The following is a 25,248-nucleotide window of genomic DNA, read 5'->3' as shown; positions in this document are numbered from 1 at the left end:
TGACACTTGGTGCACTTTCCACCCGTCAGGGACAGTTACTTGCCAATGTGAAGAGACATCCGACCATCAGAGATAATGTGACAATTTATTCTAATTCTTCTGTACTGGGCGGTGAGACAGTGATCGGAGAGAATACCATTATCGGTGGTAACACATTCATCACAGAATCTATCCCTGCAAATACTAAAGTCAGCGCAAAGAGTCCTGAGCTTGTAATCAAGAAACCGAAAAGCGCAGTAGAAGCTACGAATGTGTGGGATTGGGAGAATTGATAATCTATACCAAATAAACTTTAAATAGGTTATTTGTTGGAGAGTTGTATAGGTCAGATGGATTGTAAATATCTGTCTGATCTATAGCAATTTCAAAAAATAATGCGAATTATATGCTATTTTGATTGTGAGTTGCAAAGATAAGGAGTTAGTCATAGGATTATGAGCAAATTTCTGTAATTTTTGAAGTAGCTGGAATGAGGTACAGCCTTGTTTTTTACCTGAAATTGTGCATACTGTTAAAAAAATAGAAAAAATTCAAAAATAGTGTTGACAAATGAAGTTTCATCATATATACTAATCTTCGTTGATGCGACAGAGATGCACAGACAACAAGCTGTGCGGGTGTAGTTCAATGGTAGAACACCAGCCTTCCAAGCTGGATACGTGGGTTCGATTCCCATCACCCGCTTATGCGATAGTGGCGTAGTTGGTAACGCGCGACCTTGCCAAGGTCGAGACCGCGGGTTCGAGCCCCGTCTATCGCTCTTTTAATTGAATATCTGCGGGTGTAGTTCAATGGTAGAACACCAGCCTTCCAAGCTGGATACGTGGGTTCGATTCCCATCACCCGCTTGTGCGATAGTGGCGTAGTTGGTAACGCGCGACCTTGCCAAGGTCGAGACCGCGGGTTCGAGCCCCGTCTATCGCTCTTCAGGACTTCGGATTTTCCGAAGTCCTTTTTTCTTTTAAGAACCACTATAAAAGAACTGCGGCATATCCATTTGATAAATATGCCGCAGTCCATTAGGAAGGATTATAGTATAGAATTATAATTTCAGATGTCGGCTTGTACTCAGGATTGTTCTGAGATAGTGTCGGAATCACCGTAAAAGGTCAGAAGATAGAGTCCGCAGATTCCAACCAGACCATATACGATTCTGGAAACCCAGCTCATGCTTCCGAAAAGGAGAGCGACCAGGTTCAGATTGAAAAAACCAATCAGTCCCCAGTTAACAGCTCCGATAATGGCGATAGTCAGCGCCGTATATCTTAAACATTTGCTTCCCATAAGTCACCATCCTTTCATAACCTGTCGCTGTATACAGCTTTTACAGGAATCATAAAGCCAGTACACCGTTTTCGAATAATGTACTATACATTTCATATTGTTTCACGGAAAATAAAAAATATACACAGCTTTCAAATTTGGTTTTGAAAAACTGTGTATATTGTTTTTTTACTGATAAGTTAATGTTTATAACTTAGAGATATGATTGGTGTTCACTATCATCTCTATTGCTCAGCTATTTTACTTTAAGAATCTGTTTTGCGGTTGCATCTTCGTCAAAGGAATATGCTTCCTGTGCCTGAACGGTGACATCACTTTCATCTGTCAGTGTAAATGCCTGACATACATTTACAGTCTGTCCCGGTTGGATTTCTGCTGTATAATGATCAATTGCATCATCATTATTCTCTGGAATAGCAGCCTCACAGACTTCGCCATGCTGGTAAGCTTTCAGACTTACATCAACCATTGCACTGGATGCGGAAGATGAATTGTTGGTGTAATCATAATAAACCATAATACATGGAGTTCCTGCAAAGTCTTTGGTGATCACATGTTTCGTGTATTTGATCGTAAATTTCTCTGTGGTAAGATTCAGAATGTCATCAGCAGTTGCCTCTGGTGCATTGGCTGTTGAATTTTCGCTGTCTGCATTGTTAAGCGAATTGTTGATTTCTTCCTCTACACTCTTGAAATTAGCAGACATGATTTTTACTGTTTCATCATCCAGAGAAACGATTTTCCATCCGGAATCTGTTTTAATTACCGGGTAGGTGATATCTACTTCTGAGAATACATCTTTTTCTACTTTCTTTGCCTGTTCATTCAGAATAGATGCAAGCTTTTCCTGAGTTTCTTCTGTTGTGAGCTGATTTCCGGCATAAGCGTTTGAAACGATCTGACGGAGAAACTCTGTTATGGTTGCCTTGTAAATATTGGTTCCGTCAATGTAAGTAATGTGAGCAGTGACAGAAGCAGTACCATTCTGAATGTCAAATCTGTTCTTTGTGATCTTGTAGGTCATTTTCTTATTGATTTCTGAGAAGAAATCAGTGTATGCAGCGTTTCGGATATCTGCATTGTCCAGCGCAGAGAGATCACTGCTCTGAATCATAGATTCCATTGTAGTAAAGTCCATATTCTTCATGCTGTCAAGAAATTGTTCCACTGCTTTGCGTGGCTGCTGGCGCTGATAGAAATAGAATCCTGTGCCTCCGCCAATGGCGAGAACCAGGATTAAAATAAAGATAATCAGCCCGGCGTGTCCTTTTTTATTCTTTTTTGTCATGTTTCCTCCTGTCTTAGGGTTAAGCTCTGAAACGTATTGTACTGTTACTGTAAGGATTGCTGTTTACGAAGCGTGTCATTGCTCACCTATGTTAATTAGTGAGAATGGATTGAACGCTAACAAAATGTAACAATTTGATTATAACAGAATGCGTTGACAATGGCAAATACCTTACCTATAATCAAAATAACAGGATAAGGTAAGGGTATAACAATAATAAAAACAGGAAAGAAGGCGTGAATTTATGAAGTACGAGAGCTCTTTTAAATCAGAAGCGGATAATCTTGAGATTTCGATTATGGCGGTGATACCGGATAAGAAGCCATATCGCGCAGTCGTGCAGCTGGTGCATGGGATGAGTGAGCATAAAGAGAGATATCTTCCGTTTATGGAATATCTGGCGAAGCTTGGATATGTGACAGTGATTCACGATCACAGAGGACATGGAAAAAGCGTAAAATATCAGGAGGATCTGGGTTTCACGTATGGCGGAGGCGCACAGGCGATGCTTCAGGATATCCGTACGGTAAACAGAAAAATACATGCCGGATATCCGGAACTTCCAGTGATTTTGATGGGACACAGTATGGGTTCGCTGGCGGTAAGAGCATTTATAGCAGAGCATGACAGCTGTGTCGATATGCTGATCGTATGCGGCTCTCCAAGCTATAATACAGCAATGCCTCTGGGCGTAGGAATTGCGAAGCTGGAGAAAACGCTTTTGGGATCCAGACATCGAAGTAAACTGATTGAAGCGATGTCTTTTGGTGCGGGCGTTGCCAAGTTCAGAAAAGATAAAACATGTACCGCATGGATCTGCTCAGATCCTAAAGTGGCAAGAGAATATGAAGAATCTGAATTATGTGGATTTACCTTTACGGATGATGCGTATCTTGCGCTGTTTGAGTTGATGAAACGTGCTTATGATGTGGAACATTTCTCATGTACAAATCCGAAAATGCCGGTATTGTTTGTAAGCGGTGCAGAGGATCCATGCCTGATCAATGTGCGTCATTTTGCAAAGACAGTAAAGGCAATGCGTCATGCAGGTTACAGGGACGTAAAAGGAAAACTGTATCCGGGAATGCGCCATGAGATTCTGAATGAAATCGGAAAAGAACAGGTTTATCATGACATAGCGGTCTATATGCGGAAGAAAGGATTTTAGGGTCTGGAAAAGCATATAGGTTCCTTTGAATGTATAAAATGAATATATCTGGTGAAACTATATAAATCCTTAATATTTTAAAATATTGTGGATGAAAAGGAGAATCAGATATTGAAAAAAATTAAAATATTGCTGCTATTGGTAGCTGCATTTGTCTGTGTAAATTGCAGCGGATGTGCGGACAGAAAACAGGAAACAGAGCAGGGAGAACTTGTAAGGAATGAGACTGTCGGAGGTTACTGTTCACACGCCACTATCCCGCGAGGTGTTTTGGCATGAAAATGCCAAAATCCCGAGACATGCCGCGCGAATTTATGCGATTAGCATAAATTCTGTGCATCGCGAAGCGTGTTACTGAGAACGGAGTGAACAGTAACTGTCGGAGAAATCTGGCAGTCTTTCTTTTTCAGAAGACTTTACGTCTGAGTAAAAAAATGGTAAGATAATAGTCAATTTAACCGAACCCACAAAAGAATTGGAGGTTTTTATGGAGGAAAATAAGAATAAAGAACTACAGGAAGATACACAGGAAGTTGTGGAAAATCAGGAGGAAACGAAATCTCCTAATGCACGATATGTACTTTGGATCCTGGCTGGAGGCTACTTATTATACACAGCTTATAGCCTGTGCAAAGGATTTATAGCAGGTGAAGAAGGTACAAGCATTGGCTTTCTGCTTGCCGGAATTGCGTTTGCGGTAATTGGAGCCGGATTGGTCTTTGTAAGCGTCAAAAATATGATTTCAGAAGACCGACTCAAGAAAGCAAAGGAAGCAACAAATGCAGCAGTGAAAGCGGCAGCAGGCGGAGAATTTGCAAAAGAAAGTGAACCGGAAATACATAAATCTATGAGCATTGCTGAGAGGGCAAATCTTACGAAAAGACTGGATGACAAAGAGGAAGATGAGAAAGAATGAAAGTATTGATCACATTGCTGAAACCTCTTTCTTTTCTGCCGGCACTGCTGATGATGTATATCATTTTTTCATTTTCAGCGCAGCCGGGAGAGGTTTCCGGAAATCTGAGCTATAAGGTAAGCTATGAAATCGTGGAAATGAAAAGCGAACTTTTATCAGAGAATTTAAGCAGTGAGGAACTGGCTTATAAAGCGGATGGGATCCACTATTATGTGAGAAAAGCTGCGCATATGACAGAGTATTTTCTGCTTGCAATTGCGATTTCCTTTCCGTTATATGTGTATGGAGTGAGAGGAATCTGGCTGATGCTCCTTGCCGGAATCGTCTGCGTAGGATTTGCGGGACTTGATGAATATCATCAGTCGTTTGTTGGCGGTCGTACTCCAGCGATAAAGGATGTGGGGGTTGACAGCAGTGGTGCTTTTATCGGTATACTGTTAGTACAGGCATTTTGCTGGTCTGTGTTAAACAATCCAAATAAAAAGAAGAAAAAGAGAAAATAATTAATATGGACTGAAAAAATGTGAAGTATCTGCTGTAAAACAGAAGCTTCACATTTTTTGGAATAGAATTACGAAAGCTTGTCCAGTCCCATTTTAGTGTGGCGGATAAAAATATCTCTGATCGCCTGAATCTCCCCCAGTCCTTTCAGCGTACAGGTGACAGAATAGCCCTCTCTTTCCAGAATGCTTTTCCAGGAATCATCATCTTCTCCGGACATATCATTGGTCGCGTGATCTCCTGCAACGATCATAAAAGGTGCCAGATGAATATGGGCCGGATGAAGTTCTTTTAACTCATCAAGAAAACTTTCGATAGAAAAATCCCCCTCAACAGTTCCCATATGCATATTTGAATAACCAAAATGTTTAAACAGGCCGTCCATTTCCGGATAGAGTTCATTGGCAACATGTTCTGTTCCATGTCCCATAAATAAAAGAACTTCATCAGAACCTGGATGATATTCGGAAGCCATGGCCTGACAGACCTCTTCTTTGTCCTGTTTTGTAACCATCAGAGAATCACAGATAATGACAGAATCAAAATCCTTTTTATGTGCAAGAACCTTTTCTTTCATAGCATCACTCTCAAATCCGGTGATCACATAGGTTGGCTGTACAATTACATTTCGAATTCCGTCCGCTTTCAGCTGGGTCATTGCCTCATCAATATCCATAATGTGGATCCCGTCCCGCTTCCGGAGTTTGGCGCGGATACGGGGACTTGTCCATGCGCGGTATAACGGATATTCCGGAAATGCATGATGCAGGTCAGATTCAATCTGTTCAATTGTTTTTTTTCGTGTTTCTTCATAACTTGTACCGAAGCTGATAACAAGAATTGCTGTTTTTTCAGTTACCCCCATTTTAAATCTCCTTATAATAAGTATATTGGCATTTACCACAACTGCCACTGACAGGTTTTCCGCAAAACAGATGTAGTGGCGGTAAAAGGTAATTGACTGCGCACTCATATAAAAAAGATGTCATGATAATAGACATTGTTTTTTATTATACAGGGAGTTATAGGGAAACACAAGTAAAAGCTAAGATTTTGACGTCTGAGTATCTCTGTATGCAGATGGAGTGACATTCATTTTTTTCTTGAAGCTTGTGCTGAAATAATATTGATTGGCGTAACCGCATTTCATACTGATTTCCTTCAGAGTCATGTTTGTGGCTGTAAGATAACGGCAGGCGGCGTTGATTCGCTGAGTAGTGATATAGTCACTAATACTCACGCCCTGTTTCTTTTTAAAGAGGGCACTCAGATAAGCCGGGCTGACATTGGCTTCGCTGGCGATATCGTTCAGACACAGAGTATTGCTGGCATAGTTTTCGTCAATATATGAAGTTACGGATTCGCATAATTTCTGGTGATAATCATTCAGAGAAGAATCCAGTTTCCGGCAGAGAAGACGGCAGAGTTCGTTGAGCCAGCCACATAGTTCTTCTGTGGTATGAAATTCTTCCAGATGATTGTATACATACAGGATCTTTGCTTCCAGATCATGGGTATCCAGGTTTAATTCATAGAAAAACTTCAGAATCCTTCCAAGCAGAGAGTAGATCTGGATAAATGCGAAACTTTTAGTGCGGAAGTTCTCAGTAAGCCATCTGGAGAAATCCTGAAACCAGGAGTCAATTGCAGAAACATCCTTTTTGCACAGAAGGCGGATTAATTCTTCCTCTCTGGAATCGGAGAAATCAGTGGCAGATAAGTCATGTCCAAGAGCCTCACGTCCGTCAAATACGTTCTGGTGTGGGAAAAAGAAACGATAATCCAGTGCATGAACAGCACTTTCATAAGAACGGTTCAGATCCCACAGATCCTGTACAATGGCACCGATTCCGGCATTCAGGACCAGTCCCTGTGAATTGCAGTTATCTACAAGTGCAGAAATGATTTTATAGGTAAGCTGGCGAAAATTTCCGGACTGGCAGCCACTTTGTCCGATTACACACAGATAACCATCAATATCCTGCAGGGGATAAATATAATTTAATTCTGAGGTTTGTTCTGTGATCAGATCACGGAGATTCAGCAGTTCCATCTGAAATTTCTCAATGCCATAGGAATCCTTGAGAGACTGTGCATTTTCCAGTTCAAGAATCACTACGTTATAAAAATCATAATCCAATTTGAGGTTCAGGTAGTTCAGATAAGGTTTGAGACGATAGGAAGCCTCCTGCCTGGAACGGTGAGTGATATCACGGAAAAATTTTTCGATAAGTAAAGGTCTGCTCTGTTTAAGCAACTGCAGATTTTTCTGCTCACGTTCCATCAAGGCAAAAGCATTTTTTACTTTCTGGATCAGGTATGCGTAATCCAGAGGTTTTTCAATATAATCCAATGCACCAAGAAGCAGAGCGCGTCTTGCATATTCAAATTTATCATAGGCACTGATCAGTATGATTTTTACCATTGGATTAATATCCAGTGCCTGCCTGCTCATGGAAATTCCGTCCAGATCCGGCATTTCAATATCTGAGATGATCAAATCTACAGGTTCGTTTTTCATAGCTTCTATCGCAGAAGTTCCGTTGTAGCAGATATGTATGATTTCTGCGTTCAGAACTTCCCAGTCTATGTTCTTTTCAATTCCTTCTGCTGACAGATAATTGTCATCTACAATCATTATTTTCCTCATCTGTATCCTCCATTTGCTGAAATTCAATTGTGACATAGCTACCGTTTCCGGGATGGCTGTCAATACGCACAGAGCCGTTACCGTACAAAGGATTGGAAATGCGGGCGCTTACATTTGAAATTCCAAAATGTTTTTCATAATTTATGACTTTATTGTCTATGGCATATCGGAGCTGTTCCAGTGTCTCCGGAGACATTCCGGCTCCATTATCTTCAATGGATATCACTACGGTATCATCACCGTAGAGCACCTGAATGGAAATAAAAACTTCAGGAGTATCTGCTGAAAGACCGTGCAGGATAGAATTCTCCAGGAATGGCTGTAATGTAAATTTGCAGATCATGAAATTTTCTATTCCGTCTTCAGCATTGATTTCCCAGTTAAGATTGTCTTTATGGCAGAGTTTCTCCATTTCCAGATACAGGCGGGCAATTTCCAGCTCGTCTTTGATCGGTATCAGTTCTTTTGATTTTCTCAGTGTCAGTCGGTAAAAGGCAGTCAGATTTGTCAGCATCTGATCTGCAATATCCAATTTGCCAAGTGCCTGGCAGGTTCGGATGGTTCCAAGGATATTGTAGAGGAAATGTGGGTTGATCTGTGACTGTAACAGCTGATATTTCAGGCGCTCTTCATTAATGGAGAGACTGACAATAGATTTCAGATTCTGGGCAATTGTGTGCTGCATATCTTCAAAAGTAATCCCCAGATTGTCTATTTCATCATAATTGGAAGCATCAGCCGGATGCGGGAGTGTGATGATGGAAAGGTGCTCCGGATCATGTCCGAGATGAAAGGATTCCATGGCATAGGACAGTGCGGCAATTCTGCTTGTCAGTTTCCTGGAAAAAAAGATTACAATAAAAATAGTCAGCGGCAGAGAAATAATTACAGTGATCAACAGTGTTTTGATCAGTACCTGTGTATTGCTTTTGATATAGTTTTCCGGGATTTCCGTAATATGCAGCCAACCGTTATCCAGAGTGCGGCAGTTATAGTAGATGTCATTGTCTTTAAAGAAGGAATTGGTATTTTCCAGAAACATCTGTTTTATTGAATCTGAAATCCAGGTCTGATTACGGGAAGAATCACTGTGAGCTGCAATTTGTCCCTGTGGTGTCAGAATGTAACTGGAAATTGCGGTATCAGAAGCAGAAGTCTGAAGATACCGGGAAAATTCATCGCAGTCAAGTGCAATACAATAAGCATATTCGAGAACATTGCTGGATTTGTCCTGAAGAGCACGAAAACACAGCAGTGTATTTGCGCTTCTTTTGGAAGCAGATATAACTCTGGGTAAGGTGGTATTTTTCTTTAACAGCCACAGGGAAGAAGAACCTATGGAATGTAATTCAGATTCGCTGATTCCATAATTGAAAAGTTTATCTGTGGAAAAGAAATATATACCCTCATCAGCTCCGGTTTGTTCCGGTTTTAAAAAAACATATATATGAAAGAAATCAAATGTAGATTTATATAATGAAATATTGCTTCTCATGGATGTTAATGCCTGCATGGTGCCAACCTGATCTGGGGAAGAGTGTTCAAAAGCGTACATCTGATACTGGATGGTGTCAGCAACGTTTTCGGTCTGGTTCAGACGGCTGTTAAGCTGAAAAATAAGCTGTTCATCAGACATCAATGCAGAGTTTGTGATTCGGTCTCTGGCAAGATTATAGGAAACATGGTAACTGACCAGTGCAACAAGTGTCAGAGGAAGCAGGGTTGCAACCAGAAAGGCAATCAGGAGTTTTGCCTGAAATGAGGAAAATCTGGAAGGAATCCATTTATGATAATTTATTTTTTTCAAGTTGAGTTTCATTACACATAATACTCCTTATATGAATAGGTTTGATTTTATCAGGTATCTTTTTGAAGATTGCCATATTATACAGCAATTCTGTAAAGATGCAACACAGTGTTCATCTGCTATCTGTATTATAAAAAATCAGAATGAAAAAAACAATAGAACGAAAAATAATATAAATCAATCAAAAGAAATTGTATTTAGTAAAAAGAGTGTTTTTGTTATTCTTTAATTACCAAATAACACAGAACAGTTGATGCGAGAGAACTGTTCGGAAAAGGAGAGAATATGAGGAAAAAAGTGTTAAGTGCAGTTTTAGCTGCAACAATGGTGGCAGGAATGATGGGGAATGTTGTAAGTGTATCAGCAGAGGAGAAATATGATCTTACTTTATACAGCGTTAACACTACTGACCCGGATTTTGATGACTGGCTTGCAAATGTAGAGGAGGCAACGGGTTTAAATATCAATGTTATTGCAGCTCCGACAGATACAGACACACGTCAGCAGAAGATTACAACGATTCTTTCTACAGGAGATTCTTCCGTAGACATTGTCGAAATCAACGATGAAATGAGTGCTGCATTCAAGAATTCCGGATGGCTGGAAGGTCTGAATGACACGGTTATGACAGATGATATCATTGATCAGTTTGCGCAGGGGTATATTCAGGATATGATCACAGATAAGGATGGAAATATTGTAGGAGTTCCGGGATATACAGGATATCTTGCATTTTGGGTAAATCAGGAAATTATGGATGAGGTGGGAATCGAATCCATTGATACAAAAGAAGATTTCATGAAATACATGGAAGCAGTTTCAAAAGATGGACGTTTCGGATACGGCGGTTCCTGGGAAAAGACATATGCATTTAATGAAATTGCACAGTTTGTAAATATGTTTGGCGGTGACTACTTCGACTGGACAAAAGAAGAAAATAAAGAAGCAATTCAGTTCCTTCATGATCTGGTTGCCAACAAAGAAACACCTGTTGATCAGATCGCAGATAAATATGATCAGATGAATCCAAAAATCAATGATGGCAAATACGGATGCTGGTTTATGTGGGGCTTAGGTACGGATTATGCAAAGGCAGATATGCTGGGAGCTGACAAGATCCACATGGCAATGGTACCTGATTTCAGCGGCAATGGAGAGCGAGCAATCTTTACAGATTCCTGGAGCTATGTGCTGAACAGTGCATCCAAAAACAAAGATGCAGCCATTAAATTCCTGCAGTATATGGCAGATGAAGGTGGAATGGAAGCATCCTATAAAGCATTTGACAGATATCCTGCAAGAAAGGATGTTGCAGAAAAAGTTGTTCCGGATACTGATCCTGCAAAAGAAATATACAGCCAGTATGCAGAAGAGTGCAACGTACAGGGACGTCCGTTGGTAGCACAGACAATGGAGTTCATCAGTGATATGGGAACTATCTTCCAGTCCTGCATGAAAGATGAGATCACAGTAGATGAGTTCTGTAAAAAAGCACAGGAAGTCGTTGATACATATCAGTAAAAACGGTATTCGTTTAAAGTCTTTTGAAATACTGACACATAAAAACTGACATAATAAATGAAGGTATAAAGCAGAAAAATCTGCTTTATACCTGTGCTTAAAGATATGAAGGAGGGAGTACCTGTGACAATCAGTAAAAAATCAATGAAATGGATTCCGTGGCTGTTGGTGTTACCTGTGGTTATTATTCGTGGATTTACGACTTTGTATCCGATTTTAATGACAGTTAGAAATAGTTTTTTTGATATTAAAATTCTGTCCGGAATTAATGAATTCTGTGGAATTCAGAATTACCTGAAAATTTTTTCAGATCCCAAAGTGCTTACATCTATACGTTTTACAGTGATTTTTGTAGTAGTATCAATGATATTCCATGTAATATTAGGTGTAGGTCTTGCTCTGATATTAAATATGAAATTTAAGGGACGTCGTTTTCTTCGTACGATTGTACTGATTCCCTGGGCAATGCCGGCAGTTGTTGTAGGTATGGCTGCAAAATGGGCATTTAATAATGATTATGGTCTGATCAATGACTTTATCAGATTGTTTGTCCATGGATACCAGAATAGCTGGCTGATCAATACAGGATCTGCAAGAGCTGCTGTAATTGCCGTGGATCTGTGGAAAGATCTTCCGTTCTTTGCGATTCTTGTATTATCCGGTCTGCAGTTTATTTCGGGTGATATCTATGAAGCCGCAAAAGTAGACGGTGCAAATGGAATCCAGTGTTTCTTCAGAATTACATTACCGTTGATACTGAAAAATGTACTGACTTTATCTATTCCATTTACTTTATGGAGACTGACAACCTTTGATATTGTATATTCTATGACTTCAGGTGGTCCTGGAGAAGATACGGCACTGATCGCATACAGAATCACGACAGAGGCGTTTACAAATCTGAATGTCGGTTATGCATCTGCACTGGCAATGTTACTGTTTGTTGTAATGGCAGTATTCAGCTGGCTGAATATACGTGTTATGAACAAGATTGATAACTAAAGGAGGAAATACCATGAAAAAAGATTCAAGAAAATATAACATATATCATGGTGTAATGGCAGGTGGAAGATGGGTACTGTTTGCAATTGTCTCATTTATTATCCTGTTTCCGGTATATTGGATTTTTATTTCCTCTATTACACCTTCCGGAGAATTATTCAAAACACCGATTGATTATCTGCCGGATCATCCGACACTGGAAAGCTATAAGTTTCTGATCGAGAACGTAGGACTTTTATCAAAAGTGGGAAATACAGTATTGATCGTAGGTCTTACACTGGTTATCAGTACTGTACTCTGTGCAATGGCTGCATACGGATTCTCACGTTTCACTACAAAAGGAATCAATATTGCTTTTGCATTTATTATTGCAACTATGTTAATTCCTGAGGTTGTTACAGCAAGACCATTATATGAGTTCATGCAGAAAGTAAAATTATATGATACATATCCCGGACTGATTTTGCTTTATATCAGTACTGTTATCCCATTTACGGTTCTGATTCTGAGAAACTTTGTGGGGGAAATCCCTATTTCACTGGAAGAGGCAGCAGCGATTGACGGTGCAACTTTTTCACAGAGACTTTTTACAATCGTATTGCCTCTTATGAAACCTGCAATCGCAACTGTATGTATTATCAACTTTATTACCTGCCTGAATAACTTCTTCACACCGTTGTTTTATTCAAATGGTATTCAGGTTCTTTCCGTTGCCATTGTACAGCTTCCACTGCGTGACAACATGTATGGAGTTCCGTGGGATCTGGTAAGTGCAATGGGATGGATCATACTTCTGCCTATCATTATTTTTGTTGCAGTCTTTGAAAAGCAGATCATGGATGGTATAATGGCAGGAGGAGTAAAAGCCTGATTATCTGAATGCTAAGAATATTGGAGGAAAACATTATGTATCAGTCATTTAAAGGTGGACTTGGTGGAATTGCTCTGTCAAAACATGGAAGAAGCCGTGCAATCAATGCAGAGAATCCACACGGAGAAAAAGGTAAAGGCGGAATGGCAGCGAGCCATCTGGGACCGTCCAGAAAAGGAAGTCCCTGCCTGAGAGATATTGAGCCGGGTGCAACTGTAACTCTTGCAGAGATGGAAGGTCCGGGAGAAATCAATCATATTTGGATTACAGTGGATAACAAGACAACAGATGCAGATTGTTTTGTATTGAGAGATCTGGTCATCCGTATGTACTGGGATGATGAGGAAACACCATCTGTGGAAAGTCCTCTCGGAGATTTCTTTTGCTGTGGTTTTGGAAGAGAGTGTATTGTAAATTCTGTCCCAATGGCAGTGGTGCCAAGCAGAGGATTTAACTGTTACTTCCCGATGCCGTTTAAGAAAAAAGCAAAAATTACTCTGGAAAATCAGCATGCAAATAAAATTCCGGCATTTTTCTATCAGGTAGATTACTGTCTGTATGATGAGCTTCCGGATGATATTACTTATTTCCATGCACAGTGGAGGCGAGAGCGACTGACAGAGAAGCAGAAAGATTATACAATCCTTGACGGAGTAAAAGGAAAAGGTCATTATGTAGGAACTTATATTGCACTTACCACACTGGAACGTTACTGGTGGGGCGAAGGTGAAATGAAATTCTATATTGACGGTGATGATGAATATCCCACAATCTGCGGAACCGGAACAGAAGATTATTTTGGAGGCTCCTGGAGTTTTGCAAAGCAGGTGGACGGAAAGACTGTGGAACAAAATTATAATACACCATATCTGGGCTACCCATACTATTCTGCTCATGATGAGCTGATCCATAATTTCTATCATAATGATGACTGTCCGCCGATGAGAGGTTTCTATCGCTGGCATATTCAGGATCCGATTTGTTTTGATGAGGATCTGCGTGTGACCATTCAGCAGATTGGAGTAGGTTACAGAGGATTATTTGAACGTCAGGATGATGTGGCAAGCGTGGCTTACTGGTATCAGACACACCCACATGCACCGTTTGCACCATTGATGTCAAAAGAGGACAGATGGCCAAGATAAAAAACAGAGGTGAAATGCTTGAAAAAAAGTGTTGTAATTTTCATAACTGCAGTATGTTTGCTTATTACAGGATGTGGAGGTACGGGGAGCTTATCTAAGCTCCCCTCATCGTCGTTTCACGAAGACAAACAAAAGCTGACAATCATGCATATTGATGCAGATAATAAAAGATTTCAGGATTTTATCGAGGAAACAGAAAAAAAACTTGATATGGAAATCACTGTGGAAAAATGTCCGTCCAATGCGGATAATCGGCAGGTAAAAATATCCACGATCCTGGCTTCGGGGGACAAAAATATTGATTTGATTTCCGTGAATGATGAGATGATTTCTGAGTTTAAGCATAAGGGATATCTGGAACCACTGGAAAAAAACGTTATGACAGAAGAAGTAAGAGACAGCTTTCCGCAGAAGTATCTGGAAAGCATTTGTGAAGAGAATGGACATATATATTCTGTCCCTTTTCAGATGGATATTATGATGTTCTGGGTAAATCAGGAGTTGCTGAAACAGGCAGGACTCGATGAGATAAAGAATACCGGTGATTTTGATATTCTGCAGAAGAGTTTGAAAAATCCGGATCAGTACGCTTATGGAGATGCATGGGAAAATACATATGTTTATAACAGTCTTTCGCAATTTGTGAATTTCTGGGGTGGCGATTATTTCGACTGGACTGATCCGAAAACCAAAGATGCAGCCAGATATATGAAAAGTATGCTGGATGAGAAAAATACATCGCCTGCACAGTTTGTAGATCAGTATGAGCAGATGGAAGAGAAATTTATCAGGGGAAAATATGGATGTGTTTTTATGTATACGAGTGCTCTGGGTACATTTCTTGATGCTGATGTATATGGGAAAAATAAAATACATATGGCACCGCTTCCCGTGCTTCATAAGAAAAAAGCCACTAATATTGCAACCTGGCAGTATGTTTTGAACAATGCTTCAGAAAATAAAGATGCAGCTGTCAGATTTCTTCAGTATGCAGCCGGTTATGAAGGCAGTACTGAATATGCAAAAATAATGAAAAGTTATCCTGCCAGAGTGGATGTGATCGAAAATGAGGATATTGATCTGGAAGGAATAGATATGATACGGAAATATCTCCGGGAATATACATTGAATGCACGTCCGTTATGTGAAAATTCCATGGGTGCTGTCTCAGATATGGGAAAACTGTTTCAGGGATATGTTCTTGGGCAATGTGAAGAGGACAGTTTCTTTGAGCAGGCACAAAATTGTATAAATACTTACTATTAAAAAGGCATCTTCGGATGTCCTTTTTAGTTGCGGATTTTTGATGCCGGATTTATAATAACAATAACAATGACAACAGGAGGCAGCTTCATGCAGAATCAACAACCATCAACTTTAAAGGAAATACGCGTCCATGGTACACAGGACTTTCCCTGTGCGTTCTATCAGACAGGAACAAGGATAAAGGGGAATATGGTGAAACACCACTGGCATGAAGAAGTAGAACTGCTTTATTTTTCGGGTGGAGAGTTCTGTCTAGAAGTAAATATGGAACGTTTCAACATTTCAGAGGAATGTTTTTATTTTATTAATCCCGGGGAACTTCACAGTATTTCTGTTGAAAAAAACGGCGGCTGTGTGGAAAATGCGGTGGTTTTTCATATGGATATGCTAAGCTCTGCATATGCTTTGGATCAGATTCAGACGAATCTGATCCAGCCAGTACAAAATGGCAGTATCCAGTTTCCGAGATGTCTGCGAAAGAATGAACCGGCATTTGAACCGGTAAGAAAATCTTATGAAGAAATCCGTAATGTATTTGGCGGAGATTCTTTTCGGGAGAATTATTATGACGGCGAGGCGGTTACGGATGATATCACCCGACAGTTGTTTATCAAATCAGCGCTGCTTCGGATTCTGGCGGTTCTGTCTGCGAATAATCTGTTTGAGGTAACGGAGAAGAATCATGACCACAGGATTGAGACAATCAAGACAACACTGACTTACATACAGGAGAATTACAAAGAGAAAATTTATATACGTGACCTGGCAGGACTGATCGGGATGAATGAGCAGTATTTCTGCAGATTTTTCAAGAAGGTGATCGGGCGTTCGCCTATGGAATATGTGAATGAGTACAGGATAAAAAGGGCTATTCATTATCTGAAGGAGTCTGACCTTACAGTTACGGAAATCTGTCTGGAATGCGGATATAATAATCTGGGAAATTTCCTGAGAGAGTTCAGGAAATATACGTCAACAACACCACTGCAGTACCGCAGACATTCATTAAAAGAAACACAGTAAATAAGAATATCGGTAATATAAAAAAGTCAAAATTTTGTATTTTTTTATCAAAAAAAGATAAGACAGAAGCCTTGGATTCTGATATAATTGCCGTAAATGAAAAAGAGACCTTAGGCGCTAAAGGTAAGAGATATAATACTGGGAACAAAGCAGACAATAGCGCCGGTTAATAAAAAACACAGGAGGATTTTTACAATGGTAAAGAAATGGTGGAATGAAAAGGTTGCTTATCAGATTTACCCGAAGAGTTTTTATGATACCAATGGAGATGGAATTGGAGATCTGAGAGGTGTTATTGAGAAGCTTGACTATCTGAAAGATCTGGGAGTTGATATTATCTGGCTTTCCCCCTGCTACCGCTCTCCGTTAGCTGATCAGGGATATGATATTTCAGATTATTATGATATTGATCCTCGCTTCGGAACCATGGCAGATATGGATGAACTGATTGCTGAGGCTAAGAAGAGAGATATGTACATTCTGATGGATCTTGTTGTAAACCACTGTTCTGATGAACATGAATGGTTTAAAAAAGCATGTGAGGATCCGGATGGTAAATATGGTAATTTCTTCTATCTGCGTGACAAGAAAGAAGGAGAACTTCCAACTAACTGGCGTTCTTATTTCGGCGGACCTGTATGGGAAGATCTTCCAGGAACAAATAAACAGTATCTGCATGTTTTCCATAAGAAACAGCCCGATCTGAACTGGGAGAACCCGGAAGTAAGGGAAGAAGTTTATAAGAATATCAACTGGTGGCTGGATAAAGGTCTTGGTGGATTCCGTATTGATGCGATTATCAATATCAAGAAAGCACTTCCGATGCATGACTATGAGCCGGATCGTGAAGACGGTCTTTGCAGTATCAGGAAGATGCTGAAAGAAGCAAAGGGAATCGGTGACTTCCTTGGCGAGATGAGAGACCGCACCTTTAAAAAATACGATGCATTCTCTGTCGGTGAAGTTTTCGATGAGAAGGATGAAGAGATTCCGGATTTCATCGGCGATAATGGATATTTCTCCAGTATGTTTGACTTCGAAGAGACTATCTGGGGGGCATCTGACAAGGGATGGTATGACTGCAAACAGATTACTCCGGATGCCTACAAGAAATGTTGCTTTACAACACAGAGAAAAATTGGCGATATCGGATTTGTTTCCAATATTATTGAAAATCATGACGAGCCTCGTGGTGTCAGCAGATATATCCCGGAAGGTGACTGCTGTGACGCAAGTAAGAAGATGCTTGGCGGTCTGAACTTTATGCTTCGCGGACTTCCGTTTATCTACCAGGGACAGGAACTTGGTATGGAGAATGTGAAGTTTGAATCTATTGATCAGGTAGATGATATTTCCAGTCTGGATGAGTACAAGGTAGCTCTGGAAGCAGGATGTACACCTGAGGAAGCGCTGAAAGCTGTTTCCAGATTCAGCCGCGATAATGCCAGAACACCGATGCAGTGGACAGATGGTGAGAATGCAGGATTTACGACAGGTAAACCATGGCTGAAGGTCAATGCGAATTATACAAAGATCAATGCAGAGAGCCAGATGAATGATCCGGAATCTGTGAGAAGTTTCTATAAGAAACTTATCGCACTGCGTAAGGATCCGGAATACAAAGAGACTGTTGTTTACGGAGAACTGGAACCTGTATGGGAAGACGTACACAATCTGATGGCATACTATCGTAAAGGGGATAAGAATCTTCTTGTAGTTGGTAATTACCAGAAAGAGCCGCAGACAATCGAGCTCGCAGGAGAGTGCAAGAAAGTTCTGATCAATAACTATGATGATGTAGCTATGGATGGAAATAAGATTGAGTTGAAGGGTTATCAGTTCCTTGTTATTGAAATGTAATAAGGAAAATGAGATAGTCAAAAAGCAATATAAAATTGAAAGAATGATGGAGAGCATGGAGCAATCTATGCTCTCTGTTTTTGTTTTTGGAATCTAATGTAGCAGTTAATTGATTCTTGTTTGGTACATAGATATAGAGAAAAAAGAACGAAAATCCAGAAAAGCATTTTGAAAGAGTTTCGTTCTTTTTATGTATAGTTATGCGATGAATTAATCCTGTTTATCGGAATTCAGAATTTTAACACTGTCACGTACAACAAGTTTGACCGGAAGTGTAATACTAGTAGACTTTGGGACCCATCCGTCAATCATTCTGAGCAGATACTCGACAGCCATAGTTCCACGCTGAGAGATATTCTGGTGAATCGTAGTAAGGGGAGGAGAGACTACCTGTGCATACAGATTGTCATCGAATCCCGTGATAGAGAGGTCTTCCGGAAAACGGATGCCCCTTTCGCGGAGATATTTCATCAATGTGACTGCATAATAATCTGAGCAGCACATAAATGCAGTGAATTTGTGTGCGACAGCGTAAATCTCTTCCATACTTCCCTGACGTTCATATTTAGATGGACGGATTACGATAAGATTGTCGAGATCTACATCTATGTTATATTCCTGAAGAGCACGTTGATGACCGGTATAACGGACATAATCTACACCTTCCATATTATCAGCAAGGAAAGCAATCTTCCGGTGACCGCATTCCAGAAGATATTTAGTCATCAGATATCCACCCTGCTCATCATCAAGACCGATATTTACATATTTGGCAATATTTTTTGGCGTATAACTGTCGATGAGGACAACAGGATTCTTATATTTACTCTTGATTCGCAGGTAGTCATCATGGAGCATACCGATAAGAATCAGTCCCTCGGTGTTCCAGCTTACTACATTGCGGATGATTTCGTTGATGTCTTCGGATGTATAAAGCATCATATAATATCCATGTTCGCGGATCGCTGCCTCCAGGGCACCAAGCAATTCTCCGTGAAATGGATCTGCAAAAATATTTTCGTATTTGTCTTTGCGTCCTTTTAGGACAATTCCAATCAGTCTGGAATGATTCTGCGCAAGGTTCTTTGCACTCATATTAGGTACATAGTCATATTCATCCAGAAGCTTCTGGACTTTTTCGGCAGTTTTCTGAGAGACTTCGCTGGTTTTTCCGTTAATGACGTTAGATACCGTTGTGGTACTGATTCCCAGCATTTCTGCCATTTCTTTGATTGTAATCATTTGAAACACCCCGATGTGAAAAAAGTCTGTAGATATAAGAGTGAAAATGCAAAAGTATTTGAAATCTTATATCCTGTTATGTGGATATTTTAGCACAATGATATACAAAAACGCAAGTATTGCACAAAAAAACTTGAAATAAATGCAAAAAAATTGTCACTGTTGCTCATAAGCCTTGGGGATAAAATAGAAGAATGCCGCCAGAATAATCTGGCAGCATCCTTCTGAGGTTGTATATGAGAAAATATATTTCCGGTAACTGTTCAGTATTTTTCACAGTCACTGATTCTTCAGAAAATTACAGTAATCTGGGAATTACTGTGATTCATAAGAAGCAAAATCATTTATTATTTCTGGATTACGATTGCCTCATAAGGTCTGAGGGTAATCTTTTCGCTTACTTTAGCATCGTTGTAGTTGGAAATCAGAATCTTTCCGTCTGTGAATTCTTCCGGAAGTTCTACTTCGCGGGTATTTTCACTGAAGTTGCAATATACGATGAGTTTTTCATCTCCGAGTGTACGGATGTAAGCGTAAATATCTTTATCGTCATCAAGAATCAGATCATAGGTACCGTAAACGATCAGATCACTTTCGTGACGAAGTTTGATCAGTTTCTGATAATATTTAAATACGGAATCCTCGCGGCTTACCTGGTCTTTTGCATTAATCTTAGTGTAGTTCGGGTTCACCATGATCCATGGTGTAGCATCGGCACCGGAGAATCCTGCGTTGGCACTGTCATCCCACTGCATTGGAGTTCTGGCATTGTCACGACCTTTGTAGCCGATCGCTGCCATCATTTCTTCCTCGGTCATTTTGCCCTGTTCCGTTAATTCGTGGAAAGCATTGATACTTTCGAGGTCGCGGAAGTTTTCGAGAGTGTTGAACGGGCAGTTTGTCATACCAAGCTCTTCACCCTGATATACGTAAGGAGTACCCTGCATCATATGAATACAGGTTGCAAGCATTTTTGCAGAGATTTCTCTGTATTTATCGCTGTCGTTACCGAAACGGGAAACGCTTCTTGGCTGGTCGTGGTTCTCCCAGTAAAGGCTGTTCCATGCAATGTCCTGGAGACCTTTCTGCCAGCGGGTAAGAATTTTTTTGAGGTCACGAAGATCCATTTTTCTGGTTGTCCATTTGCCGGCTTTTTCATCGCTGTCAACATCCATATGTTCAAACTGGAATACCATGTTCAGTTCTTTTTCGTCGCTTCTTGCGTATTTCTTTGCTTCTTCGAGAGTAACACCGGAGCATTCACCTACTGTGATGGTATCTGCATTGTTTAATGCTTTCTGACGCATTTCCTGAAGGTATTCATGTACATGAGGACCGTTTGCAGATACATTAAATGTTGCATATCCGTTGATTCCAGGTTCTTTGTCCGGGAGTTCCGGCTGCTCTTTGGAGATCAGGCTGATAACGTCCATACGGAATCCATCAACACCTTTTTCCAGCCACCAGTTCATCATGTCGAAAACTTCCTGACGTACGACCGGGTTGTCCCAGTTGAGGTCTGGCTGCTTTTTAGAGAACAGATGCAGGAAATACATATCTGTTGTTTTATCATATTCCCATGCAGGACCGGAGAAGCAGGAGCCCCAGTTGTTCGGAAGGCTGCCGTCTTCTTTTGCAGGACGCCAGATATAGTAATCTCTGTATGGATTGTCTGTGGATTTACGGCTCTCGATAAACCATTTGTGCTCGTCAGAAGTATGGTTTACAACAAGGTCCATCATAATTTTGATGCCTTTTTCGTGAGCTGTAGCGAGCATACGGTCGAAGTCTTCCATTGTTCCGAATTCGTCCATGATATCCTGATAATCACTGATATCGTATCCGTTATCATCATTCGGTGATTTGTAAACAGGAGATAGCCAGATAACATCAACACCAAGCTCTTTTAAGTAGTCAAGTTTGCTTGTGATACCGTTCAGATCACCGATACCATCTCCGTTGCTGTCGCAGAAGCTGCGAGGATAAATCTGATATACGACGCTTTCTTTCCACCATCTTTTTTCCATTGTAAAAACCTCCTGAAATGATTTATTTTATAAGTTTTTATGTTTAAGTTTTATTGACTGCTGTGGTGCTGAAATTGCACCACAACATATTCTATCTACATTATAAATACTTTTTGAGAAAAATGCTTTCAATATTTTGACGGATTTGTATATTATTTTGACTTCTTGCCTGGAAATTGCTATAGAATAGAAAACAGTAATAAATATGTGACGATCACAAGGATTTTGGTTGGCTGTGCTCTTGTATGTGAAAGCCAAATATTGTATAGTATAGATACTATAGCGTTTCCAGAGAGTATCTGGATAAAGAGTATTTGGGGCAGTGAAAACAGATATAATTGTGAGGAAAAATGAGAAGAATACAGATTATTGTAAATAACGGAGCGGGAACAGGGCAGGCGCACCGGGTATGGAATGAGACACAGCGTCTGCTTCGCGGGTATAAAATAAAATATGTGGCGCATACAACCAGATATCCGGGACATGCGACAAAGCTGGCAGAGAAGATTTCTTCCATGAAAGACGATGATCCTATTTATCTGATCGTAGTTGGTGGAGATGGAACGATCAACGAGGTTCTGAATGGGATCGCAGATTTTGACCGGGTACGGCTTGGAGTGATTCCGACAGGTTCAGGAAATGATTTTGGCAGAAACTTAAAATTGCCAAAAACACCGAAGGAAAGTCTGAAACAGATTTGCGCCAGTATCAGAAAAGATCAGCGAGGGGAAGAACTTTACAGGATAGATCTTGGTCAGGTAAGCTGGGAAGGATGTGAAAAGCCGAGGATTTTTGGAATCAGTGCCGGACTTGGACTGGATGCACTGGTGTGCAAGAAAGCTCTTCATTCCAGACTGAAGCAGGTTTTAAACCGCTTCCATCTGGGAAAACTTACATATCTTGCATTAACGGTGCAGTCACTTTTTACAATGGAAACTGCAAATGCAAAAGTGATAACGGAACATGGTGGATTTATCCTGCCGAAAATGATCTTCGCAGCTGCCATGAATCTGCCAGCAGAAGGTGGTGGTGTCCCGATGGCACCAGAAGCTTCACCGGAGGATGGCAGACTGTCTTTGAGTAGCGCTTCAGGTATTGCCAAATGGCAGACATTTTTCCTTCTTCCATTTCTGGTGGCGGCGAAACAGGAGAGAATCAATGGATTTAATATCAGGGAAGAAAACGGGTTTCGAGTGCTGCTTGATAAACCGATGGTGCTCCATGCAGATGGAGAATATTGCGGAGATGTAACAAGGGTAGAATTCAGATGTCTGGAGAAGAGACTGTGGCTGTTGCATGAAAAAGAGGGGGATTAAATGGGAAATTATTTGAATCCGGATAACTCCAAATTTCAGGAAGCACTCAATTCTGATATTTATGTAGATAAGACGGGTTTGATACGGTATACAAATTCTGTTTTACACACTTTACAGAAGAACATATGTGTCAGCAGACCAAGACGTTTCGGAAAGTCTATGGCTGCAAATATGCTGACAGCATATTACAGTAAAGGGTGCGATTCAAAAGAGTTATTTTCTAATCTTAAAATTGCAAAAGACACAGATTTTGAAAAATATCTCAATAAATATGATACGATTTTTTTGAATATGCAGGATTTTTTGAGTCGCAGTAATAATATTCAGGAGCTAATGGAACGAGTCAGGAAAATTGTATTGCGAGAGCTGAGAAGTGCTTATCCGGACGTGGATTTTTTTGATGAAAATGACTTGATTGAATCTATGCAGGATGTCTATGCTTACAGCAGATGTCCTTTTGTGATTATTATTGATGAATGGGATTGTATTTTTCGTGAGTATAAGCAGGATAAAGAAGCACAGGAGAAATATCTTGACTTTTTACGGGATTTGCTAAAGGATAAAGGCTATATTCATTTGGCTTATATGACAGGTATTCTTCCTGTTAAGAAGTACGGAACACATTCTGCTTTGAATATGTTTGATGAATTTTCTATGTTGAATCCAGGACCTCTGGGTGAGTATGTGGGATTTACTGAGGGTGAAGTTCAGGCGTTGTGTGCAAAGTACCAGATGGATATGGAAGAGATAAAAAACTGGTATGATGGCTATTCATTTAAGGGAGTTGCCTCTGTATATAGTCCACGCTCTGTTGTGAGCAGCATGAGACTGGGTGAGATTGGAAATTACTGGAATCAGACAGAGACCTTTGAGGCTTTGAAAGTTTATATAGAAATGAATTTTGAGGGTTTGAAGGATGATGTATTAAGTATGATTGCAGGTGAGAGTATTCCGGTGAATACGGGAAGCTTTACAAATGATATGACAACGTTCAGAAATGAGGATGATGTTCTTACATTATTGGTGCATTTGGGATATCTGACATATGATTATGAAAATCGGTGTGTATCAATTCCAAATGCAGAAATACGTGAGGAATATGTTAATACGGTTTCGGTTGCTGACTGGGGCGAAGTATCAAAAGCACTGAAAAATTCAGCGGACACCTTAAAGGCAATCTGGCAAATGAGACCAAAGCAGGTTGCACAAGGGATAAAAGAGGCTCATTTTGAGACATCACATCTTCAATATAATGATGAAAATGCATTAAGCTACACGATTTCACTGGCACTCTATGCGGCCCGCAATTTTTATACAATGCACAGAGAACTGGCTGGTGGGAAAGGATTTGCAGATATTGTATTTATTCCAAGAAAAAAATTTCCGGATAAACCAGCAATGGTTGTGGAGTTAAAGTGGAATAAAAGCGCAGAGGGTGCAATTTCACAGATAAAAAATAAAGAATATTGCGCGAGTCTGGAAGAATATAAAGGTGATCTTTTGATGGTAGGTATCAATTATAATAAAAAAACAAGGGAACATACTTGTATAATAGAAGAATATAAAAAATAAGAAAGCGAGAGAGTAGAAAATAATGAGTTACGCAGATGATGTATTTATAAAAATGTGCCAGGATATCCTGGAGAATGGTACGAGCACAGAAGGAGAGAAGGTCCGCCCGGTGTGGGAGGACGGAACACCTGCCTACACAATTAAGAAATTTGGTGTGGTAAACCGATATGACCTTCGAAAAGAATTTCCGGCCATGACACTTAGACGTACTGCATTAAAGAGTGCTATGGATGAGATTCTCTGGATCTGGCAGAAGAAATCCAATAACATCCATGATCTCTTTTCATAGCCATATCTGGGATAGCTTTGGGCAGATGAAAATGGTTCTATCGGTAAAGCTTACGGATATCAGCTTTGGAGTGAAACATCAATATAAAGAAGGCATGATGGATCAGGTCAGCCAGAGTCATCTATGATCTGAAAAACAATCCATTCAGCCGTAGAATTATGACAAATATTTATGTGCATCAGGAATTATCTTCACGAGATGAACCTGTATCCATGTGCATACTCTATGACATTTAATGTAACTCAGACACCGGAAAATGAGAAACTGACATTGAATGCAATCCTCAATCAGCGTTCTCAGGATATTCTTACAGCAAATAACTGGAATGTCTGCCAGTATGCAATTCTGCTTATGATGATCGCACAGGTATGTGATATGGAGGCAGGAGAACTGCTTCATGTGGTTGCTGACTGTCATATTTATGACCGTCACATTCCTGTGGTAAAAGAAATGATCAAGAGAAAACCTTATCCGGCACCAATCGTTAAACTTAATCCGGA

At 40.2% G+C, this 25,248-nt stretch carries 20 protein-coding genes, 4 tRNA genes and 2 pseudogenes; 19 read left to right on the top strand and 7 right to left on the bottom strand.

The window, feature by feature from the left end; translation table 11 throughout:
- The 5 genes and pseudogenes from AC058W_RS03045 to AC058W_RS03025 all read left to right on the top strand — a co-directional run.
- A pseudogene (locus AC058W_RS03045) lies at positions 1-272 on the top strand (serine acetyltransferase); the annotation flags it as partial.
- Positions 273-613: 341 nt separating this feature from the next.
- Positions 614-684: transfer RNA gene (locus AC058W_RS03040), tRNA-Gly, on the top strand.
- 3 nt (positions 685-687) lie between these two features.
- Positions 688-760: transfer RNA gene (locus tag AC058W_RS03035), tRNA-Gly, on the top strand.
- A gap of 17 nt (positions 761-777) precedes the next feature.
- A tRNA-Gly gene (locus AC058W_RS03030) sits at positions 778-848 on the top strand.
- A 3-nt stretch (positions 849-851) separates the two neighbouring features.
- Positions 852-924, top strand: a tRNA-Gly gene (locus tag AC058W_RS03025).
- A 144-nt stretch (positions 925-1,068) separates the two neighbouring features.
- Here the strand turns inward: AC058W_RS03025 and AC058W_RS03020 are convergent.
- Both AC058W_RS03020 and AC058W_RS03015 read right to left on the bottom strand, forming a co-directional pair.
- Positions 1,069-1,284 (bottom strand): DUF378 domain-containing protein, encoded by a 216-nt coding sequence (locus AC058W_RS03020; RefSeq protein WP_025581288.1) that lies wholly within the window; start codon positions 1,282-1,284, stop codon positions 1,069-1,071.
- Positions 1,285-1,519: 235 nt separating this feature from the next.
- Positions 1,520-2,572 (bottom strand): DUF5067 domain-containing protein, encoded by a 1,053-nt coding sequence (locus AC058W_RS03015; RefSeq protein WP_479389693.1) that lies wholly within the window; start codon positions 2,570-2,572, stop codon positions 1,520-1,522.
- 244 nt (positions 2,573-2,816) lie between these two features.
- Between AC058W_RS03015 and AC058W_RS03010 the strand changes: the two genes are divergently transcribed.
- From AC058W_RS03010 to AC058W_RS02995, 4 genes are all read left to right on the top strand, one after another.
- Positions 2,817-3,740, top strand: coding sequence for an alpha/beta fold hydrolase (locus AC058W_RS03010; protein ID WP_479389692.1), 924 nt, complete (start codon positions 2,817-2,819; stop codon positions 3,738-3,740).
- Between the two features lie 111 nt (positions 3,741-3,851).
- Positions 3,852-4,019, top strand: a complete 168-nt coding sequence (locus AC058W_RS03005; protein ID WP_178761009.1) for a hypothetical protein — start codon at positions 3,852-3,854, stop codon at positions 4,017-4,019.
- A gap of 208 nt (positions 4,020-4,227) precedes the next feature.
- Complete coding sequence (locus tag AC058W_RS03000) at positions 4,228-4,656, top strand: hypothetical protein (RefSeq protein ID WP_117844526.1); 429 nt, start codon at positions 4,228-4,230, stop codon at positions 4,654-4,656.
- Positions 4,653-5,159 carry a VanZ family protein gene (locus AC058W_RS02995; protein WP_117844524.1) on the top strand — a complete coding sequence of 169 codons (507 nt, stop codon included), beginning with the start codon at positions 4,653-4,655 and terminating at the stop codon, positions 5,157-5,159. The genes AC058W_RS03000 and AC058W_RS02995 overlap by 4 nt, the downstream gene beginning before the upstream one ends.
- Positions 5,160-5,227: 68 nt before the next feature.
- Here AC058W_RS02995 and AC058W_RS02990 read toward each other — a convergent pair whose 3' ends face one another.
- From AC058W_RS02990 to AC058W_RS02980, 3 genes are all read right to left on the bottom strand, one after another.
- Positions 5,228-6,022, bottom strand: coding sequence for a sirohydrochlorin cobaltochelatase (locus AC058W_RS02990; protein WP_479389691.1), 795 nt, complete (start codon positions 6,020-6,022; stop codon positions 5,228-5,230).
- Positions 6,023-6,202: 180 nt separating this feature from the next.
- Positions 6,203-7,807 (bottom strand): AraC family transcriptional regulator, encoded by a 1,605-nt coding sequence (locus AC058W_RS02985; protein ID WP_479389690.1) that lies wholly within the window; start codon positions 7,805-7,807, stop codon positions 6,203-6,205.
- Positions 7,782-9,626, bottom strand: coding sequence for a sensor histidine kinase (locus AC058W_RS02980; RefSeq protein ID WP_479389689.1), 1,845 nt, complete (start codon positions 9,624-9,626; stop codon positions 7,782-7,784). Before AC058W_RS02980 ends, AC058W_RS02985 begins: the two co-directional genes overlap by 26 nt.
- A gap of 273 nt (positions 9,627-9,899) precedes the next feature.
- On the opposite strand from AC058W_RS02980, the gene AC058W_RS02975 reads away from it, so the two are divergent.
- From AC058W_RS02975 to AC058W_RS02945, 7 genes are all read left to right on the top strand, one after another.
- Positions 9,900-11,135 (top strand): ABC transporter substrate-binding protein, encoded by a 1,236-nt coding sequence (locus AC058W_RS02975; protein WP_055200020.1) that lies wholly within the window; start codon positions 9,900-9,902, stop codon positions 11,133-11,135.
- 105 nt (positions 11,136-11,240) lie between these two features.
- On the top strand, positions 11,241-12,137 hold the full coding sequence (locus AC058W_RS02970; protein WP_008705747.1) for a carbohydrate ABC transporter permease: 897 nt from the start codon (positions 11,241-11,243) through the stop codon (positions 12,135-12,137).
- 13 nt (positions 12,138-12,150) lie between these two features.
- Positions 12,151-13,008, top strand: coding sequence for a carbohydrate ABC transporter permease (locus AC058W_RS02965; protein ID WP_022381105.1), 858 nt, complete (start codon positions 12,151-12,153; stop codon positions 13,006-13,008).
- Positions 13,009-13,043: 35 nt separating this feature from the next.
- Entirely contained in the window at positions 13,044-14,153 is a 1,110-nt protein-coding gene (locus AC058W_RS02960) for a glycoside hydrolase family 172 protein (RefSeq protein WP_055200019.1), read from the top strand.
- 144 nt (positions 14,154-14,297) lie between these two features.
- On the top strand, positions 14,298-15,419 hold the full coding sequence (locus AC058W_RS02955) for an ABC transporter substrate-binding protein (RefSeq protein WP_479389688.1): 1,122 nt from the start codon (positions 14,298-14,300) through the stop codon (positions 15,417-15,419).
- Positions 15,420-15,506: 87 nt separating this feature from the next.
- Positions 15,507-16,442, top strand: coding sequence for an AraC family transcriptional regulator (locus AC058W_RS02950; protein WP_055057250.1), 936 nt, complete (start codon positions 15,507-15,509; stop codon positions 16,440-16,442).
- Positions 16,443-16,637: 195 nt separating this feature from the next.
- Entirely contained in the window at positions 16,638-18,302 is a 1,665-nt protein-coding gene (locus AC058W_RS02945; RefSeq protein ID WP_173684305.1) for an alpha-glucosidase, read from the top strand.
- Between the two features lie 210 nt (positions 18,303-18,512).
- On the opposite strand, the gene AC058W_RS02940 is transcribed toward AC058W_RS02945, so the two are convergent.
- Positions 18,513-19,544, bottom strand: coding sequence for a LacI family DNA-binding transcriptional regulator (locus AC058W_RS02940; RefSeq protein WP_119244958.1), 1,032 nt, complete (start codon positions 19,542-19,544; stop codon positions 18,513-18,515).
- 347 nt (positions 19,545-19,891) lie between these two features.
- Complete coding sequence (locus tag AC058W_RS02935; protein ID WP_117675784.1) at positions 19,892-21,571, bottom strand: glycoside hydrolase family 13 protein; 1,680 nt, start codon at positions 21,569-21,571, stop codon at positions 19,892-19,894.
- A gap of 350 nt (positions 21,572-21,921) precedes the next feature.
- Between AC058W_RS02935 and AC058W_RS02930 the strand changes: the two genes are divergently transcribed.
- The 3 genes and pseudogenes from AC058W_RS02930 to AC058W_RS02920 all read left to right on the top strand — a co-directional run.
- Entirely contained in the window at positions 21,922-22,887 is a 966-nt protein-coding gene (locus AC058W_RS02930) for a diacylglycerol/lipid kinase family protein (RefSeq protein ID WP_118247237.1), read from the top strand.
- Positions 22,888-24,459: an AAA family ATPase gene (locus tag AC058W_RS02925; RefSeq protein ID WP_117675788.1), complete on the top strand. Its 1,572-nt coding sequence runs from the start codon at positions 22,888-22,890 to the stop codon at positions 24,457-24,459.
- A 22-nt stretch (positions 24,460-24,481) separates the two neighbouring features.
- Positions 24,482-25,248: pseudogene (locus AC058W_RS02920) on the top strand (thymidylate synthase); the annotation flags it as partial.

The sequence above is a fragment of the Blautia sp. CGZ-1-C1 genome (assembly GCF_056504575.1).
Note: the sequence above shows the minus strand (reverse complement) of the source record. Positions and strands in the feature narration are given on the sequence as shown.